Here is a 16,199-nt window from a genome sequence, read left to right on the forward strand (position 1 = left end):
TTTATTCAGAGAGATTGGATTCAGTATTAATTTTTTACTTATTGTTAGGCTCTTCACATTAGCTTTCCAAATAAGTACTCTAAATCTGTAAGTTCTGCTAATCCATTAACCATTACCCTACCATCTGTACCTAGACGAACTTCAAGCCGATTGGGTATATCCAATAATTTATCTTGGAGATAAAGGTAACGATCTGTTAAAAAATGATACCTTTGATTTGATGAGCCTACCCACGGTCTACTTGTATCCAAGTTTTCTTTTTGAAAGGGACCATCCACGAGTAGATCAGTAACTGCAATTAAATCAGAATAATGCTGATTGTTAGACGCAACTAAGTCTTCATATACATAACCTGTAAAGGTCATAACGGACAAACCCTCATGACGCAAAAGGCGCCCTAACATAGCTAAAGCCTCTGCTTGAGCAAATGGTTCTCCCCCTAGAAATGTAACTCCTTCGATTCCATCAGTATTTAATATGCTTTCTGCGAGTTCATTTACATCTCTAGCAATTCCGCCATTTTCAGGCCATGTAAATGGTACTGCACAGCCATTACATCGGATGGGGCATCCCTGTACCTGTATACAGGCACGAATACCTGGCCCCTCTACTTTAGTAACTGGGATATATTGATGAACATTTAATTGCACTAATAATCCACCAACCTTCTACGATTGGTTTGAGGGGGTAGCGAAGGTGATTCAATGACAACAACTAAGGGACGTATTCGGTCTATTGCGTATTGTTTCAATTGTAGCAACTGAAAGAATTCCTCCACTGAATGGAATTCTCCACTTTCCTCCCTATGTTTAATCGCCTTTTTCGCTAAAATAATACCCACTCCAGGTAAGTCTGAAATTTGTTCCTCTGTAGCAACATTTAAGTCCAATAAGCTATCAGATGATGAAGATAATGTAGCCTCTTCGATTTGAGAAGCTGCAACTTCCTCTTCTTCATAATAAGAATCCCCAGTATCCTCATCTTCTTCATAATCTTCGTCATCTTCATATTCGTAATCTTCATCGTCATAATCCTCTGTATCAGGATTATAATCATATGCCAAATGCCGTTCCATCTCAGCTTCATATGCCTTTCGATATTGAAGTCGGGATAAGTATTCTTTACGAATATTAAGCGCATGAATTACCGAGATCACTGTGCCTATTATTGCTGCAAAAAAAAGATAATCATATGCGGCGCTTTTCTCATCGTATACCTCTAATAAAAGTAAAATAAATGGAATTGCATAGACGAGTCCCCATACCGCCCATGCTTTTTTCTTAGTTTTAGCAGAAATATACATAAAGGCGACCCAATTCAAAAAAAAGACAAACGTAAGGAGAACCCACCACGAGTTAAAAAAGCGCCAAATCTTACTTCTGGGTTTAATTTTCATATTACTCTCCCATTTAATATTTAAACTCTAATAATCTATAATACGAGTCTTAACCTTACTTAAAATTGGAGAAAATGCAGTTTTCCCTCTTAATTGCTCAATCTGATGTGGCTTCAATGCTAATAACTGCCCAACCTCTTCTATCATTTTGAATCCCCCCACCGTTTCACGGTGTTGAACAATTTGTTTAGTTGGCTCTATACCTAGACCTAAATGCTCAAGTAATTCCTCTTGTGAAGCTATGTTTACATCAATTAAGGCAAATTCACTTTTATCATACAATGATGCAGTATTGCTCTCATCACCTAGATGCAACACATCTAACACTTCTATATCTTGACTCTCAGGCTGTGTTGGGTTTAACAAGCATTGCTGTATATCATAAAATAACTCAATGACTTCTTCCCTCTTTTCAGAAATTCCAGACATATTAAATAAAACTTCACTACCCATACTCAGATTAAAACTACCTGATGATTCAAACTCTAATTCCTTAAATTGTTCCCAATTAAAAAAAGCATAATGATAGTTGGTTGGCCAAGCATTTCTTAAGTAAATCCCTGTATTGGCTATAATAAGACCTCGTTTTCCATTTTTAAAAAGCGTAGTATCTATTAAGGCAATAATCTCTATTTCATGTGGGAGTCTAAATTCAACAAACATATTAGTCCACATTTTTTTAGAAATAAGCTCTTTAGGGTAAAACCAACTATCAGAATAATCCTCACATATTTCAGTAATTCTATCTAAGTGAACCTTCTCCATCTCACTAACCTCGTACGTTTATAGTTAATACAATCGAATTGTCTTCTAAAATCTCTTCATGCTCCACTTCCATATTTTTATCTGCAACACGGGCTTTAACCTTTTCATATACCATTGATTGCACACATCTTTTATAATCCTCATCGACATTGGATAAGTATTCATATATTTTAGTAGAGCTAGGTGCATTTTTAATTTGTACTTGGAAAGGAGCACCAGGTTCAGTTTGACTGAAAGTTAAAGTTGATTCCTCTACTTTGCAGGAAATTTTGGATCCCTGATAAATGGGGTTTACCCCAAATTGCTTAAGTGTAGAAAATAATATTTGTCCATCACGAAAATTAGTTGGATAAGTTTCTACAGCAACATTGTTATCATTTACATTAGTTTTGGTCTCAAATAAAGAATTCCCCTTCAAATTCTCAAACACATTCCGACCAGCTACCCTATTTAACTCATTCATAAAATGCTCAACTTTTGCTTTAGAATCTGATTTTCCAAATACAGCCGTCCATTTCCCTTCAACTTGCTCCCAAAAAAAGTATAAATTTTTCCCGTCAATATGGGTCTTTATACTTCCTCCCCATTTCTCCGCATCATATCCTGCTTTTCTAACCGTTCTTACTAATTCAAGATCATTCTTAAAATCTGTAGCCACTTTTATTTGAGAAGATTCAACCCAGTTATTAAAATTATTTTTCCCCATTACGAGCCGTAACGTGAGTGCAATGGGAATCAGTGTTAATGAAACTGACATCACTTACTCTCCCTTCTGGAACATACCTCTTCATTTAACCACTATCTATTACCTTGTTGTACATTCGTATTTATTATAGGAACCTGCTGCTCCTCAATTACTACTTGCTCGGTCTCGTAATATTCAGCTGTATACTCTGAGTCAACAATTTCGGCATCAAGTAGCTGCTCCAAAACCTCTAGGTAGTCCATGCACCCTTTACCTTTAACACCCATCACTTCTGCTTTAATCTGTCCGTCAGGAAATATTTGTATTTGTATTTTCTTTGCCACTAAGTTTGCCTCCCCTCTCTAATTAAAAGTCTACTGCCCTACCACCTCTTGATAATAAAACATCATCATGCTCTGGAGATTTAGACTCTGGTGCTTGTGGTGGTGGCAAAATAGGATCAACCACCGGAAGACTATATTCTAGTCGATCCTCCTTCAATGTTGCCGCAACAGCTCTTACATTAGCCCACTCACGAATACCTTGAATTTGTTCGGCTTGAGTTACTGAGAGAGGCACCGTTGTATGAATCGCTTTGATAAAATCTTCTTGTGTAATGGCTCTATCTTCAGAAAAGGCTTCAAATAAAGCAGTAATTACAATCTGCTCAATTTCAGCACCAGCATAACCCTCTGTTAGCTCCGCTAATTGATAAAGGATATTTTCATCAATTTGAAAGTGCCCCCTCGCCTTTGGAGAATTTAAGCGCTTATTCATATGCAAACGGAAAATTTCCACACGTTCCTTTTTAGTTGGAAGATCCACAAAAAATATTTCATCAAAGCGTCCTTTACGTAGCATTTCCGCAGGTAATGAATGAATATTATTTGCTGTGGCTACAACAAAAACAGGCTTTGTTTTTTCTTGCATCCAAGTCAAGAATGTCCCGAATATACGACTAGATGTTCCACTATCACCAGCTTGTGTTGTGCCACTAAAGCCCTTTTCAATTTCATCTATCCATAAAATAGAGGGCGAAACTGCTTCCACAGTTTTGATTGCTTTACGCATATTTTCTTCACTACTACCCACAATGCCACTAAAAATTTTTCCCATATCTAATCTTAGTAAGGGTAATTGCCACATTGCGCTAATCGACTTAGCAACTAAGCTTTTACCACAGCCAGGAACGCCTGTAATAAGTACCCCTCTTGGGGAAGGCAATCCATATTCCTGTGCAGAATCTAGCCACGATTTATTACGCTTCATTAACCATCTCTTCAAATTTTCAAGTCCACCTACATCATTAATATTGAGGTCTGATTTTATAAATTCTAAAATTTCTGACTTTTTAATAATTTGACGTTTTTCCTCTAAAATAACCTCAACATCCTTAATATTTAACTTACCGTCATCAACCATAGCGCGTGCAAAAGCATTTTCTGCCTCATGTAAGGTTAATCCTAGTGCTGCCTTAGCTAGCTTCTCTTCCTCTAAATCAGTCAATTCTATTAAAATTCTTCCACTTGCTTTATTTGCTTCAATCATTTCACTAAGAATGGTTTTTAGCTCTGAAAATGTGGGTAAATCAAAATCGACAATTGTAATTTCCTTTTGTAGCTCTGTAGGTATTGTTAAAGTAGGACTCACAATGATTACATTTTTAGGGTTAATGCTTTGCTTTAGAAAAGGTAATAAATCACGTATTTTCCTTATAATTTGAGGATCAGGCTGCCTACCACCTACACCAAAATAGATATGCAGATCTTTTAATATAAATATAGCTGGTTGATCATATCGCTCTATAAAATCTAAACATTTAAGTGGATCCTTTAAATCATCATTATATTTTTTTCCTATTTCTGCTAGCCCACTAGTCAAGCTCCAAGTAAAGACCTTTCTTACCGTCTTAATAAGAACTTCATCCTCAGCAACAGCTTGAATTACAGATAAGGCTCGCTCTTCTTCCCAAGTAGGTATGTATAGAAAAGGAAACCGTGCACGCATTAAATTGGAAATGAGGGTTTTAAACTCAATATTTGCTGATTGTCTCATGCAAAAAAGTTCCTCCATTTTTTTAATATATTTCCTCTATTATATTACTTTCGGACTATAAATAGAAAACATTTCCTGTGAAATGAGCACATTTCAATAAAAAAACCCTATTCTCAAACATAATAAGAATAGGGAGTGATATTATATTTAAAGTATTTTAAGACATAATCCGCTTCTGCCCCTCTAACGCACGAATTGGCGCAATGTTTTGGGTGAATTCAAGTGTCCCCATATAACGACCATCCTCATCACGTATTGCAAAGTAACGAATAAACACGAATTTATCCTTAAACGGAATCCAGAAGTCCTCGACGTCCTTCTTGCCTGCTTTAAAGTCTGCTAATAGCTCATTTACGATATGCACACTTTGTGGTGGGTGGCAGTTTTGTACTGTACGTCCTATCACCGCTTTCGTTCTAGCAAAAATACGCTCACCATGGGAGAAGTACCGCACAACATCATTTTCATCGATAAAGGTTAAATCAACAGGGAGCACATTCATAATTGCTTCAAGCTGCCCAACAGACAACACGCCTGTATCAAATTTAACAAAACCTTGTGGTGTAGAAAAAGCTTCTCCTGCCTCGGCTCCATCGTTAGCTTTATCTTTACCCTCACCCTTAGTCTCAACTGTAGCTGTATTGGCATATACCGTTTCAGGTGACGGCGCACGAGCTGGAATCCATTTTTCGTTTGGTGCAGTTAAGCAAAATCCGATTTCATCTGACTCTTCGGCAATTTTCACCCATTCATCCTCGGTCAGCTTCTGCAATGCCATCGGCATCAAAATATTTTCTTCCTTGTAGATCATTTCGTTTACTTCTTTGATCATTCGATCCAAGTCCATCTTCATCGTGTCTTTATCACTATTGTAATTCATAAGGTTAGCTTTGATTTCCTTAATCATAGCGCGAATTCCGTCATCTACCCCCCACATCACCTTCGTAGGACCATAGATGCCATACTTCTCTAAATAAGGGAATAGCAGGTTCTCTTTTCGACTATAATGTTTATCTACATCTAGTAAGAGATTTAAATCTTCAACTAGCTTAAAAATAATCTCTTCCTCATCATGTTTCATAAATTTATCGATATGGAGGGAAATCGTAAAGTTTAGCAAGCGTTCAATCTCGCGGTTTTCCAATTTAAACGTATGCACAGGATGTCCTGGCTGATCTTCTGGTTGACCAGAATGAGGAGCATGAATCTCTTCAATGGAGCCTTTGAAAATGGCAGTATGCACTGAACATAACCGCTGTACCTCAGAGACCGGAATTCCTTCCTCCTCCATTAATGCGTGCTCTAACTGGGAAATTTCAGACACAGTGACATCACCTACAGCTTCTTCAAATCTCGCCTTAACCTCCTCTACACTTTTACCTTGATGGAGCTCTTTAATAATTTCCTTTAGTAATTCCTGACGTCTGGTTTGCTCTGGTATATGATGTTCACGATTATTAATTAATTCACTCATTTTGTGCACCTCCGTTAGTGATAACTATTCTCAGTAAAACTTAACATAGCCTTCATGTTACACCAGTGATTATAATCACAAATAAAAAGGGATTTGATTGCCAGTCCCTAAAATGACAATAAATAGATGAGTTCAAAGACTAAACAAGGCTAAAATGGATTTATAAAGAACACTAATATAAAATAAAAAAACAAGGAGGCTCGGCCACAATGGAACCCATTACACTTTTATATATAGAAGACGATATAGAAATTGGACAACTTGTATCTGCGGATTTGAAGGAACGAGGTTATCATGTCATTTGGCTAAAGGATGGCGAACAAGCCCTTACCTTTGCTGAGCAAAGTCTGCTTGTTATTTTAGATGTGATGTTGCCTGGCTTAGATGGCTTCACATTAGGACAACGCTTGAAGAAAAGTTTCCCTGCACTACCGATCCTAATGTTATCTGCAAGAACATCAATTGATGATAAGCTCCAAGGGCTACAATTTGCTGACGACTATTTAACAAAGCCGTTTCATCCCGATGAATTATCTGCCAGAATTGAAGTATTGCTTCGTCGAAGCGGCACACCTGCTAGCCAGCAGCTCCAAGTGAAGCACCTCACAATTAGTGATCAGGAAAACATTATTATCAATAACGATACAGGTGAAGAAATTGTGCTCACTGGTAAGCAGTTTTATATTTTTAAATTTCTGCTTCGCCATTTAGGGCAAATTTTAACGAAGGAACAAATCTACGAAGGCGTGTGGGGAGAACCGTACATTGACGGGGATAAAACGTTAATGGTTCACATCCGACATTTACGCGAAAAGCTAGAGCGAGACCCAGCCAATCCAGAGATCATTGAAACGATTCGTGGGATCGGCTATCGGGTGAAGCCATGAAGGGAATAAATCTTCAGAAATATAAAAATTCACTTTTATCCAAATATACCTTAATTATTTTAACCGCTATTATTTTAATCCCAATTGGATTACCCGTTTCACTTGTAGCTACGAGCTTGATAAAAAACTTTATGCAGCAAGCTCCGACTACAAGTAACGAATATTATGGTGATTCCATTCATTTAGAGGATATGTGGCACAAGCAAGCTAGACAGCTAGACCAAGCTTCTCCAGAGACAATCAATGATACATTACGTAGGCTCAAGCAAAAATACGTTAAGGCAAGCCTCTTTTGGGTAGACGGTAACGGCAAAACTCAGCTACAGCTACCTGTAAATCCAAAAATACCTGCGACATGGTCCGCAGAGCAAGCGATTGAATTTATGAAAAAACACGTCAATGCTGATCCCTATACGATTATCTCTTTCATAGGAAATAGCAACGAATATACACGAGCTAATCAGGGCTTTATCGTATTTATGTTGCCACGTAACATGCTTGTTGTAAACGATACCTTTAATGAAATTTTTTCCTCTATTTTATACATGCTTAGCTTATTAGCCACCATCATCGCTTTTATTATTGTCTCCTTTTTATTTTTTAGAAATATTCAGAGAAGGCTGCTTCGCTTGCAGCAGGCGATGACACCTACAGCAGATAACCTGCTTCCAGCTCCAATCGTGGAAGGAAGTCCTGATGAAATCGGTAGACTAGAGAAATCCTTTAACCATATGATTGCAGAGCTTCAAGCTAGTCAGAAACGTGAGCGTGAGGAAGAAACCCTTCGTAAAAAGTTCATAAGTAACCTCTCGCATGATTTACGCACACCTTTAACTGTACTCGGTGGTCACCTTTTCACGTTATCCAAGGAACCCCTTTCTGAAGCTGGTAAACAATCCCTTGCGCTGATGGAGGGTAAAATTAGTGAACTAGATGGATTAATTGAAAATCTTCTTTCCTACAACCTATTATCTAGTGGAAAATATAACATCGAGCTACACGAGGTGGATATCATTCGTTTTCTTCGGCAAAGTGCAGCAGCATGGTACCCTGTATGGGAGGCAAAAAATATAGATGCACATATCAATTTGCCTGACACTCCTTTAAAATGGCGAATTGATGATCTTGGCTTCCGACGTGTCTTGGACAATCTGTTCCAAAACGTAATGCGTTATGCGAGCAATGGCAAATATATTGGAATATCAGTTATAAATCGAAAAGGTATTCCAACCATCTGCATACAAGATCATGGGCCTGGCATGGAGGCGCACACGACCTCACAAGGCTCTGGACTTGGCTTGCTCATTGTCGATATGCTGTTAAAGGAAATGGATCTAACTCGCGAAGTAGATTCTACTCCACATGGAACCACGGTATACATCTCCCCCCAAACTCAACTTTTAAACTAAATTTAAACAACTCACCTCTATGTATTTAAACTACAGTCTGTAGGATGATACATAGAGGTGATGATATTCAATGTCAAATTCAATTATTCAAACAACCAATCTAACAAAAACCTACGGCAAAACTAATGTCGTCGATCATTTAAATCTAACGATGCAGCAAGGAGATATTTATGGCTTTTTAGGCCCAAATGGTGCCGGCAAAACAACGACAATACGGATGTTATTAGGGCTGATTAAGCCTAGTAAGGGTAGCATTGAAATTTTGGGCAAAAATTTAGCCAAGCACAAACTAGAAATTTTAAGAAATACTGGCTCCCTAGTGGAGTACCCCTCCTATTACGGTCATCTGACTGCTACTCAAAATTTAGAAGCAATTCGGCTGATTTTAGATGTGCCTAAATCAAGAATTGACGAGGTACTCACCATTGTTGGCTTAACGAAAGAGGCTAATCGCCCCGTTAAAGGTTTTTCGTTAGGGATGAAGCAACGTCTAGGCATTGCAGCTTCCTTACTTGGACAACCCAAGCTACTAATTCTTGATGAGCCAACAAATGGACTTGACCCAATGGGCATTCATGAAATACGTGAGTTAATTAAAGAGTTACCTAAAAAATATGGCATCACGATTTTAATTTCTAGTCATCTACTTAGTGAAGTAGAGCAAATGGCGAATGTGGTCGGTATTATCTCAAAAGGAAAAATGGTGTTCCAAGATACGTTGGAGGAATTAAAAAAACAATCCATCAGCGAGATGAAATTTGTAGTGTCAGACTCTGAAGATGCGTTATGGTTAGCACGTGATTTAGGCTTCATGGGCACACTTCAAAATAATGTACTCTCCTTCTCACATATGCAGGATGAACAAGTTGCAAGACTTGTCACGCATCTTGTGGAGCATCGTCATTTAATTTATAGAGTGGAGCAAGCACGTCAGTCGCTAGAGGATATCTTTATGGACTTAGTTGGAAAGGAGAACCTCTAATATGTTACTCAGATCGCTAAAAGCTGACTTTTTAAAAATATCTAAAAAGGGAATCTGGTTGCTTGTGATTGGAGCCCCCCTTGGTGTCGTACTGATGATGGCACTGAACTGGGGCCTTCGCTACAACTATTTGACCCATCAGAATCAAGGTCATTTATGGCAGTCATTATTAGGCGATATTGGCGCCTTTGTTCCCATCTCCCTATTTCTAGGCTGTACACTAGTCTCCTCACTTGTTTCCAATGTTGAACACCAGACAAGTGCTTGGAAGCAGCTACTTGCGTTACCAATTTCCAGAAAACGTGTATTTTTATCTAAATTTCTATTATGTACACTGCTCCTGCTGCTTTCTTGTTTTACGTTATCGATCGGTAGCTTAATTTTAGGTCTTGTCCTTGGTTTTGGTACAGCCATTCCTGTTGGGCAGGTTGCGATTTTAGGTCTGTTTCCTTATTTAAGTGCCTTGCCACTACTGTCTTTACAGCTTTGGTTATCCGTTGTTTATCAAAATCAAGCCATTCCTGTGACCCTTGGTGTTACAGTATCCCTTGTCTCAATAGGTGCAGGTCAATTACCAGAATGGTTTATTTTAAATTGGCCTTCCTTAAGCTTAAATAGTGAGCAAAAGGTACCTTTTATTATTGCAGGTATAGTTACTGCCCTCATCGTGCTATTTATAAGTCGTCAACATTTTAATCGAAAGGACATTGCCTGATATGACTACTTTTTTTAAAATATGTGCCTCCGAACGTCTTAAAATGTCGCGCTCTCACATTTGGCTACTTATGCTAATCAGTCCCATGTTTGTGTTTCTAATCGGACTCACCGTAGCTAACACAACGTCTTTTCCCTGGGAGAACCTTATTCTGCAAAGCATCATCCTACATGCAGTATTTATGCTACCCGTAGTGTCAGGACTGTTACCTGCATTTATTTGCCGGTATGAGCATACTGGGGGTGGGTGGAAGCAGCTCCTCACTTTACCTGTCGGTAGAGCACAAGTTTATTTTACTAAATTTGTAATTATTATGGCACTACTTGCGTTTTGCCAGCTTTTAGCCTTGCTAGCCATCCTTAGTGCAGGCATGATCCATGGTATTGATCAATCTATCCCTTGGTCGGTATTACTCCGTAGCTTCATTGGGGGTTGGGTTGCTTGTCTGCCACTTGTTGCACTCCAATTAGGCGTTTCATTAAGCTGGTCTAGCTTTGCTGCACCTTTGGCAATTAATGTAGCCTTTACGATTCCTAATTTGCTGATCGTAAATTCAGGGAAAATTGGGCCTTTTTATCCTTGGGCTCAGCCTTTATTAGCTATGATGCCAAAAGTGGGCAACGAGACATATACCTTTGGCGCTTTTAACTTGCCACTGCAAAATCTAATGATTACGGTCTTAGGCAGCTTTGTGCTCTTCTTAGCTGTAGGTCTACTACATTTCTGTAAAAAGGAGATTTAAATTCACTTCACCTGCTCTAATGATAAGTTCACTCTGTAATTTCCCCACTTTAATAGCTCCTCCAAAATAGCATTAAGCTTATCATTAGAAGCAGTGTATACATTCATCCAATAACATCCCTCTCCACTTACCCGATGCACCTCTACAATTTCCGGATGCTGGTGCACAAACTGAATAAATGTATGATGACTTGTCGCCAAATTTAAGAACACGGTAACCATAGCATGAACGTGATCCCCTATTTTGTGATGATTGTAGCGTAACGTATAACCTTGAATAATGCCTAAATCCTCCAATTTTCTAACCCGAGCGCCAACGGCTTGGCCTGTAAGATGGACTTTATTTCCAATCTCCTTATAAGTAAGTCTTGAATCCTCAATTAATAAATCCATAATATGTTTATCCAACTGATCTATTTTACTCATTTTTGAAATTTTCCAATTCTATGGTGTTTTAACGTACTTTCATCATGTAAATTATAATAAGTATATTCTTTCATTAGATTATGTTTATCATTACTTATTCTATCTATAATAACAACTATACCAAACGCAAAATGCTGGGCAAGAAAAGGAGAGATTACGATGGACATACAATTAATACGACATGCCTCAATATGGCTTAAGTATGGAGAAAAGACACTATTAATCGATCCCATGTTTGCGGATAAGGAGCAATTTCCCCCTTTTCCCAATACACCTAATGATAAAAGAAACCCACTAATCCCATTACCAGCTTCGATGGATAAGTGGTCAAATCCTGATCTTGTTATTGTCACCCATGTTCATTTAGATCATTGGGATACTGTAGCAGCAAATGCATTACCTAAATCTACACCTATATTATGTCAGCCTGAAAATAAACAAGTCATTATAGATGCTGGTTTTTTACATGTTACAGCATTCCCTGACAGGGATGATGTAGACGCCTTAGATAAGCCCATCTCATTTTTTGGCTTACAAATATATCGTACAGGGGGGCAGCATGGTACGGGTGAAATCGGAGAACGGATGGGCACAGTATCCGGTGTTGTGATCACCGCAGAGGATGAACCCACTTTATATGTTACTGGGGACTCCATTTGGTGTGAGGATGTAGCTATGGCACTTCATAAGTATCAGCCTACACTCATTATTGCCAATGCAGGCGGGGCCAGATTCGTAACAGGTGATCCAATTACGATGGATGAACATGACATTACTAAATTATGTGAGGAGACCCCTGGCAGCAAAATTGTTGCTGTGCACATGGATGCCATCAATCATTGTCTAGTGACTCGGGAGCAGCTTCGCAAATATGTAGATGAGCACAATTTAACAAATCAAGTCATTATTCCAGAGGATGGCGAAAAAATCAGCTTTCATTAAACTACCAGCCTTACAGCAAACTATAAGCCCTACCAGCAACATAGCTCCACGCTCAAGCACTGTATGCATATGACAGTTGTCATGACAATATCATGACATCCCCCACTAATACTGACCTGCAAGCTATTTTACAATGAATTCATCACCAATAAACGTAACGGAGGAACACGTGATGAATCATGTCATTGAGCTGACGCAGGTCAGTAAAAAATTCAAAGATAAACAAGCGGTAAACAACATCAGCTTTCAAATTCCCCAAGGTTCGATCACAGCAATCCTTGGCCCCAATGGCGCAGGCAAAACAACCACCTTATCTATGATGCTCGGCTTAATGGAACCTACCTCTGGAAAGGTAAATATTTTGGGCCACACCCCTTCTTCCCCTCTTGTGCGAGAGAAAATAGGTGTAATGCTACAGGAAGTGAGTGTGATGGACTCTTTACGTATCCATGAATTACTCACACTTGTAAGAAGCTATTACCACAATCCCCTTAGCATGGAACAATTAATTAAGTTAACTCGCTTTTCTCAAACCGACCTAAACCGGTTTACAGATAAGTTATCTGGCGGACAAAAACGTAGTCTAAACTTTGCCCTTGCGCTTGCAGGCAATCCAGATATTTTGTTTTTTGATGAGCCTACCGTTGGCTTAGATACAACAGCAAGAAGACACTTTTGGGAAGATACAAGAAAGCTTGCTTCTCAAGGGAAAACGATCATTTTCAGTACACATTATCTACAAGAGGCCGATGATGCTGCAGACCGAATCCTATTATTTAATCAAGGAAAAATTGTCGCAGATGATACCCCAGCTAACATAAAAGCTAAGCTAATGCAGCGGACAGTATCCTTTTTGCCACAACAAATTAATAACGATGAGCTATATGCACAGCTAGAAGCACTGTTCTCAGATGATGGTTATCATGAACAGCAAGGTAGAATTGTGATCCCAACCCAAAATTCTGACGATTTATTACGGTGTATTTTCAAGCACGAATTACCTGTTTATGATATTCAAATTAATGAAGGTCGGCTAGATGAAGCCTTTGAGCAGCTTACAATTGAACCAAGAGGTGAACAATAATGAGAACTCAGATGTTACTATCACAATGTCGTGCTGAAATACTACGTTTATTCCGTAATAGATATTACATTTTCTGGTCTCTAATGATGCCCATTATGTTTTACTTTTTATTTACGAGAGTGATCAGTACAGGGGTAGACGATGCAAAGCTATGGCAAGGACATTACTTAATGTCTATGACCACCTTTAGTGTAATGGGGTCCGCAATTATGACGCTCGGAATTAGACTTGTACAGGAGCGAACTCAAGGCTGGACGACTTATATTTCCGTTACACCACTTCCACCCTCTGTCTATTTTATGAGCAAAATGATTGGGCAAACGATCGTTCATTTATTTTCAATTATATTCATTTTTATTGCAGGTTATTTGATTAATGGCGTTACCTTAAGTGCCTTTCAGTGGTTGGCTTGTGCAGGCTGGATTTTGATCGCCTCCCTCCCTTTCCTAGCACTTGGTACATTAATAGGCTCAATGAAAAAGGTGGATACAGCAAGTGGTGTAAGTAATGTAGTATATATGTTACTAGCGATAAGTGGTGGCATGTGGATGCCAATTAACGTTCTACCAGACTTTTTGCAAAAAATCGGTAAATGGATGCCCTCGTTTAGCTTTGGTAATGGCGCATGGGGGATTGTACACGGTGAAGCCTTTGACTGGAAAAATGTATTTATTCTTCTCGGTTACTTCATCTTATTTATGATATTATCCGTATATGTAAGAAAAAAACAACGGGTGGTGTAATCGTTTTGAAGGCTGGTCGTCTTTATAACCTGTTTCCTAAAGAATATGGAATATTCCCATATATTTGGCCCATCTATTTGCTAATTCCTTTAACCTATACACTTCAGGAAAGTGGCTTAAAGCTATACGGTGGCTTATTATTAATTGTCATTTTCCTGTTTTCCTATCAGCGTTTATATTGGGTAGCTGAGAAAAAATATGATTATTGGATCGCTACCCAGCTCGCTATCATTTTACTGTTCTCTTTATGGATCAATCCGTTTTATTTGTACATGGGCTTTTTTACGGCATATTCAATAGGGTATTATACAGAAAACAAAAAATTTAAAAGAGCTATTGTTGCCTTGATTATTACCGAGATGATTCCGATTAGTATTGGTTTTTTTCAAGGCTTACAATTAGAAGATCTATTATTCGCAATTCCATTTTTAATGGTCATGATTATTACTCCATTTGGAACACGTTCTGGTAGACAAAAAAAGGAATTAAAAAAGCAACTCGTGGAAGCAAATGAGCAAATAAAAACACTGATCCAACAAGAGGAGCGGATGCGGATCGCAAGGGACCTTCATGATACGTTAGGTCATACGTTAACGTTAATAACACTTAAGAGTCAGCTTGTCAGTAAGCTAATTCCTCGTGATCCCACTCTTGCTGTTACAGAGGCAAAGGAAATCGAACAAACCTCAAGAGCTGCACTCAGTCAAGTCAGAGAGCTTGTATCCGATATGCGTACGATTACGATTGAAGAAGTGCTTGCTGAATCCAAACATATTTTAGAGGCAGCTAATATTAATCTGGAGATAGGTGGCGGGGCGACAGCGAATATACCTGCATTGATCCAAAATATACTTAGCATGTGTATAAGAGAAGCCATCACAAATATCGTTAAGCACAGCCATGCAACAGCTTGTCATATTTCTTTTGAGATCTCATCAAGCGTCATCAATATGACCATTAAGGATAACGGGCAAGGAATTCCTAACCAACAACTACTACAACTACAGCAAGGTGGCAATGGATTGAAAGGGATTAAAGAGCGCTTAGCTCTCATTGAAGGTCATCTCGAACTGGCATCAACTCTGGATGGTGGCAGTACATTAAAAATTGCAGTTCCACTTGCTGTTAAAAAGCATGACTAGGACATAATTTGAACGTATATAGGATTTCTTAAGGACGTACTTAGGGTGTGCTTAGGACATACACTTAGGATTCGATTACGTATAGGAGGGTAAAAGATGATTTCTATCGTTATTGCCGAGGATCAACGCATGTTGCGTGGGGCCCTTGCTTCATTACTTGATTTGGAGGATGATTTAACGGTTATTGGTCAAGCCGAAGATGGAGAAGAAGCCTTCCAGCTTATAACCAAGCTCCAGCCTGATATTTGTCTCATTGACATTGAAATGCCTAAGCGAAGCGGCTTAGATATTGCCGAGCAGCTCCACGCATTAGGCACCTCGTGTCGAGTCATCATTTTAACTACGTTTGCTAGACCTGGTTATTTTGAACGTGCTGTGGCCGCTGATGTCCGTGGCTACTTACTTAAAGACGAGTCAAGTGACACCTTAGCGGAAGCGATCCGTCGCGTAATGCAAGGACATCGGGAGGTTTCCCCCGCCTTAATTTTTGGTTCCACTTCTGTAGCTAATCCGTTATCAGAACGCGAACGAGATATTTTGCGTCTAGTCGCAAATGGAGATAGCGCCAATGATATTGCAGCCACTTTGCACTTAACCCATGGTACCGTCAGAAATTATATATCTGAAATTTTAAGCAAGCTTGAGGTAAAAAGCCGTATTGAAGCGGTGCGTATCGCTAAAGAAAATGGGTGGATCTAGTACTCACCTACTCTGATCTAATGCTGATCCACTAGTAAGCCTTGATCATTACAA

Annotated in this window: 18 protein-coding genes; 10 read left to right on the forward strand and 8 right to left on the reverse strand. The window is 38.9% G+C overall.

The genetic code is table 11. The features are described from left to right. Nucleotides 1–53 precede the first annotated feature (53 nt). From J2Z32_RS15825 to J2Z32_RS15855, 7 genes are all read right to left on the reverse strand, one after another. Nucleotides 54–650, reverse strand: coding sequence for a 4Fe-4S single cluster domain-containing protein (locus J2Z32_RS15825; RefSeq protein WP_210090144.1), 597 nt, complete (start codon nt 648–650; stop codon nt 54–56). Next, the gene (locus J2Z32_RS15830; RefSeq protein WP_210090145.1) at nt 650–1,321 is read right to left on the reverse strand and encodes a ComEA family DNA-binding protein; all 672 of its coding nucleotides are present in this window, start codon (nt 1,319–1,321) and stop codon (nt 650–652) included. Before J2Z32_RS15830 ends, J2Z32_RS15825 begins: the two co-directional genes overlap by 1 nt. Nucleotides 1,322–1,423: 102 nt before the next feature. After that, a complete protein-coding gene (locus tag J2Z32_RS15835) occupies nt 1,424–2,161 on the reverse strand; it encodes a ComEA family DNA-binding protein (RefSeq protein ID WP_210090146.1) in 738 nt (245 codons plus the stop codon). A gap of 4 nt (nt 2,162–2,165) precedes the next feature. Then, the gene (locus J2Z32_RS15840) at nt 2,166–2,867 is read right to left on the reverse strand and encodes a hypothetical protein (protein WP_210090147.1); all 702 of its coding nucleotides are present in this window, start codon (nt 2,865–2,867) and stop codon (nt 2,166–2,168) included. A gap of 92 nt (nt 2,868–2,959) precedes the next feature. Next, complete coding sequence (locus J2Z32_RS15845) at nt 2,960–3,190, reverse strand: DUF2997 domain-containing protein (protein WP_210090148.1); 231 nt, start codon at nt 3,188–3,190, stop codon at nt 2,960–2,962. A gap of 22 nt (nt 3,191–3,212) precedes the next feature. Further along, entirely contained in the window at nt 3,213–4,901 is a 1,689-nt protein-coding gene (locus tag J2Z32_RS15850; RefSeq protein ID WP_210090149.1) for an AAA family ATPase, read from the reverse strand. 157 nt (nt 4,902–5,058) lie between these two features. Then, on the reverse strand, nt 5,059–6,375 hold the full coding sequence (locus J2Z32_RS15855) for a DUF438 domain-containing protein (protein WP_210090150.1): 1,317 nt from the start codon (nt 6,373–6,375) through the stop codon (nt 5,059–5,061). A gap of 209 nt (nt 6,376–6,584) precedes the next feature. Here J2Z32_RS15855 and J2Z32_RS15860 point away from each other — a divergent pair, with 209 nt between their 5' ends. The 5 genes from J2Z32_RS15860 to J2Z32_RS15880 all read left to right on the forward strand — a co-directional run bounded on the left by J2Z32_RS15860 (nt 6,585) and on the right by J2Z32_RS15880 (nt 11,110). Then, nucleotides 6,585–7,262: a response regulator transcription factor gene (locus tag J2Z32_RS15860; RefSeq protein WP_210090151.1), complete on the forward strand. Its 678-nt coding sequence runs from the start codon at nt 6,585–6,587 to the stop codon at nt 7,260–7,262. After that, the gene (locus J2Z32_RS15865; protein WP_245251524.1) at nt 7,259–8,671 is read left to right on the forward strand and encodes a HAMP domain-containing sensor histidine kinase; all 1,413 of its coding nucleotides are present in this window, start codon (nt 7,259–7,261) and stop codon (nt 8,669–8,671) included. Before J2Z32_RS15860 ends, J2Z32_RS15865 begins: the two co-directional genes overlap by 4 nt. A gap of 70 nt (nt 8,672–8,741) precedes the next feature. After that, entirely contained in the window at nt 8,742–9,653 is a 912-nt protein-coding gene (locus tag J2Z32_RS15870) for an ABC transporter ATP-binding protein (protein ID WP_210090152.1), read from the forward strand. Between the two features lies 1 nt (nt 9,654). Beyond that, on the forward strand, nt 9,655–10,368 hold the full coding sequence (locus tag J2Z32_RS15875; protein ID WP_210090153.1) for an ABC transporter permease: 714 nt from the start codon (nt 9,655–9,657) through the stop codon (nt 10,366–10,368). 1 nt (nt 10,369) lies between these two features. Continuing rightward, nucleotides 10,370–11,110 (forward strand): ABC transporter permease, encoded by a 741-nt coding sequence (locus J2Z32_RS15880; RefSeq protein ID WP_210090154.1) that lies wholly within the window; start codon nt 10,370–10,372, stop codon nt 11,108–11,110. Nucleotides 11,111–11,112: 2 nt separating this feature from the next. Here the strand turns inward: J2Z32_RS15880 and J2Z32_RS15885 are convergent, their stop codons facing one another. Continuing rightward, a complete protein-coding gene (locus J2Z32_RS15885; RefSeq protein WP_210090155.1) occupies nt 11,113–11,535 on the reverse strand; it encodes an Lrp/AsnC family transcriptional regulator in 423 nt (140 codons plus the stop codon). 159 nt (nt 11,536–11,694) lie between these two features. Here J2Z32_RS15885 and J2Z32_RS15890 point away from each other — a divergent pair, with 159 nt between their 5' ends. From J2Z32_RS15890 to J2Z32_RS15910, 5 genes are all read left to right on the forward strand, one after another. After that, entirely contained in the window at nt 11,695–12,477 is a 783-nt protein-coding gene (locus tag J2Z32_RS15890) for an MBL fold metallo-hydrolase (protein WP_210090156.1), read from the forward strand. Between the two features lie 172 nt (nt 12,478–12,649). Beyond that, the gene (locus J2Z32_RS15895; RefSeq protein WP_210090157.1) at nt 12,650–13,561 is read left to right on the forward strand and encodes an ABC transporter ATP-binding protein; all 912 of its coding nucleotides are present in this window, start codon (nt 12,650–12,652) and stop codon (nt 13,559–13,561) included. Further along, a complete protein-coding gene (locus J2Z32_RS15900) occupies nt 13,561–14,304 on the forward strand; it encodes an ABC transporter permease (RefSeq protein WP_210090158.1) in 744 nt (247 codons plus the stop codon). Before J2Z32_RS15895 ends, J2Z32_RS15900 begins: the two co-directional genes overlap by 1 nt. A gap of 5 nt (nt 14,305–14,309) precedes the next feature. Further along, the gene (locus J2Z32_RS15905; RefSeq protein ID WP_210090159.1) at nt 14,310–15,446 is read left to right on the forward strand and encodes a sensor histidine kinase; all 1,137 of its coding nucleotides are present in this window, start codon (nt 14,310–14,312) and stop codon (nt 15,444–15,446) included. Nucleotides 15,447–15,542: 96 nt separating this feature from the next. Beyond that, complete coding sequence (locus tag J2Z32_RS15910) at nt 15,543–16,145, forward strand: response regulator transcription factor (protein ID WP_210090160.1); 603 nt, start codon at nt 15,543–15,545, stop codon at nt 16,143–16,145. The last annotated feature ends 54 nt before the right edge of the window (nt 16,146–16,199 follow it).

It is taken from the genome of Paenibacillus turicensis (assembly GCF_017873435.1).
Lineage (GTDB): Bacteria > Bacillota > Bacilli > Paenibacillales > Paenibacillaceae > Fontibacillus > Fontibacillus turicensis.

What these genes read in the sequence shown, in the direction of transcription:
- J2Z32_RS15835 (WP_210090146.1), bottom strand. Translation starts at nt 2,161, where the DNA reads ATGGAGAAGGTTCACTTAGATAGAATTACTGAAATATGTGAGGATTAT.
- J2Z32_RS15880 (WP_210090154.1), top strand. Translation starts at nt 10,370, where the DNA reads ATGACTACTTTTTTTAAAATATGTGCCTCCGAACGTCTTAAAATGTCG.
- J2Z32_RS15910 (WP_210090160.1), top strand. Translation starts at nt 15,543, where the DNA reads ATGATTTCTATCGTTATTGCCGAGGATCAACGCATGTTGCGTGGGGCC.
- J2Z32_RS15885 (WP_210090155.1), bottom strand. Translation starts at nt 11,535, where the DNA reads ATGAGTAAAATAGATCAGTTGGATAAACATATTATGGATTTATTAATT.
- J2Z32_RS15860 (WP_210090151.1), top strand. Translation starts at nt 6,585, where the DNA reads ATGGAACCCATTACACTTTTATATATAGAAGACGATATAGAAATTGGA.
- J2Z32_RS15875 (WP_210090153.1), top strand. Translation starts at nt 9,655, where the DNA reads ATGTTACTCAGATCGCTAAAAGCTGACTTTTTAAAAATATCTAAAAAG.
- J2Z32_RS15900 (WP_210090158.1), top strand. Translation starts at nt 13,561, where the DNA reads ATGAGAACTCAGATGTTACTATCACAATGTCGTGCTGAAATACTACGT.
- J2Z32_RS15865 (WP_245251524.1), top strand. Translation starts at nt 7,259, where the DNA reads ATGAAGGGAATAAATCTTCAGAAATATAAAAATTCACTTTTATCCAAA.
- J2Z32_RS15850 (WP_210090149.1), bottom strand. Translation starts at nt 4,901, where the DNA reads ATGAGACAATCAGCAAATATTGAGTTTAAAACCCTCATTTCCAATTTA.
- J2Z32_RS15870 (WP_210090152.1), top strand. Translation starts at nt 8,742, where the DNA reads ATGTCAAATTCAATTATTCAAACAACCAATCTAACAAAAACCTACGGC.
- J2Z32_RS15895 (WP_210090157.1), top strand. Translation starts at nt 12,650, where the DNA reads ATGAATCATGTCATTGAGCTGACGCAGGTCAGTAAAAAATTCAAAGAT.
- J2Z32_RS15890 (WP_210090156.1), top strand. Translation starts at nt 11,695, where the DNA reads ATGGACATACAATTAATACGACATGCCTCAATATGGCTTAAGTATGGA.
- J2Z32_RS15855 (WP_210090150.1), bottom strand. Translation starts at nt 6,375, where the DNA reads ATGAGTGAATTAATTAATAATCGTGAACATCATATACCAGAGCAAACC.
- J2Z32_RS15840 (WP_210090147.1), bottom strand. Translation starts at nt 2,867, where the DNA reads ATGGGGAAAAATAATTTTAATAACTGGGTTGAATCTTCTCAAATAAAA.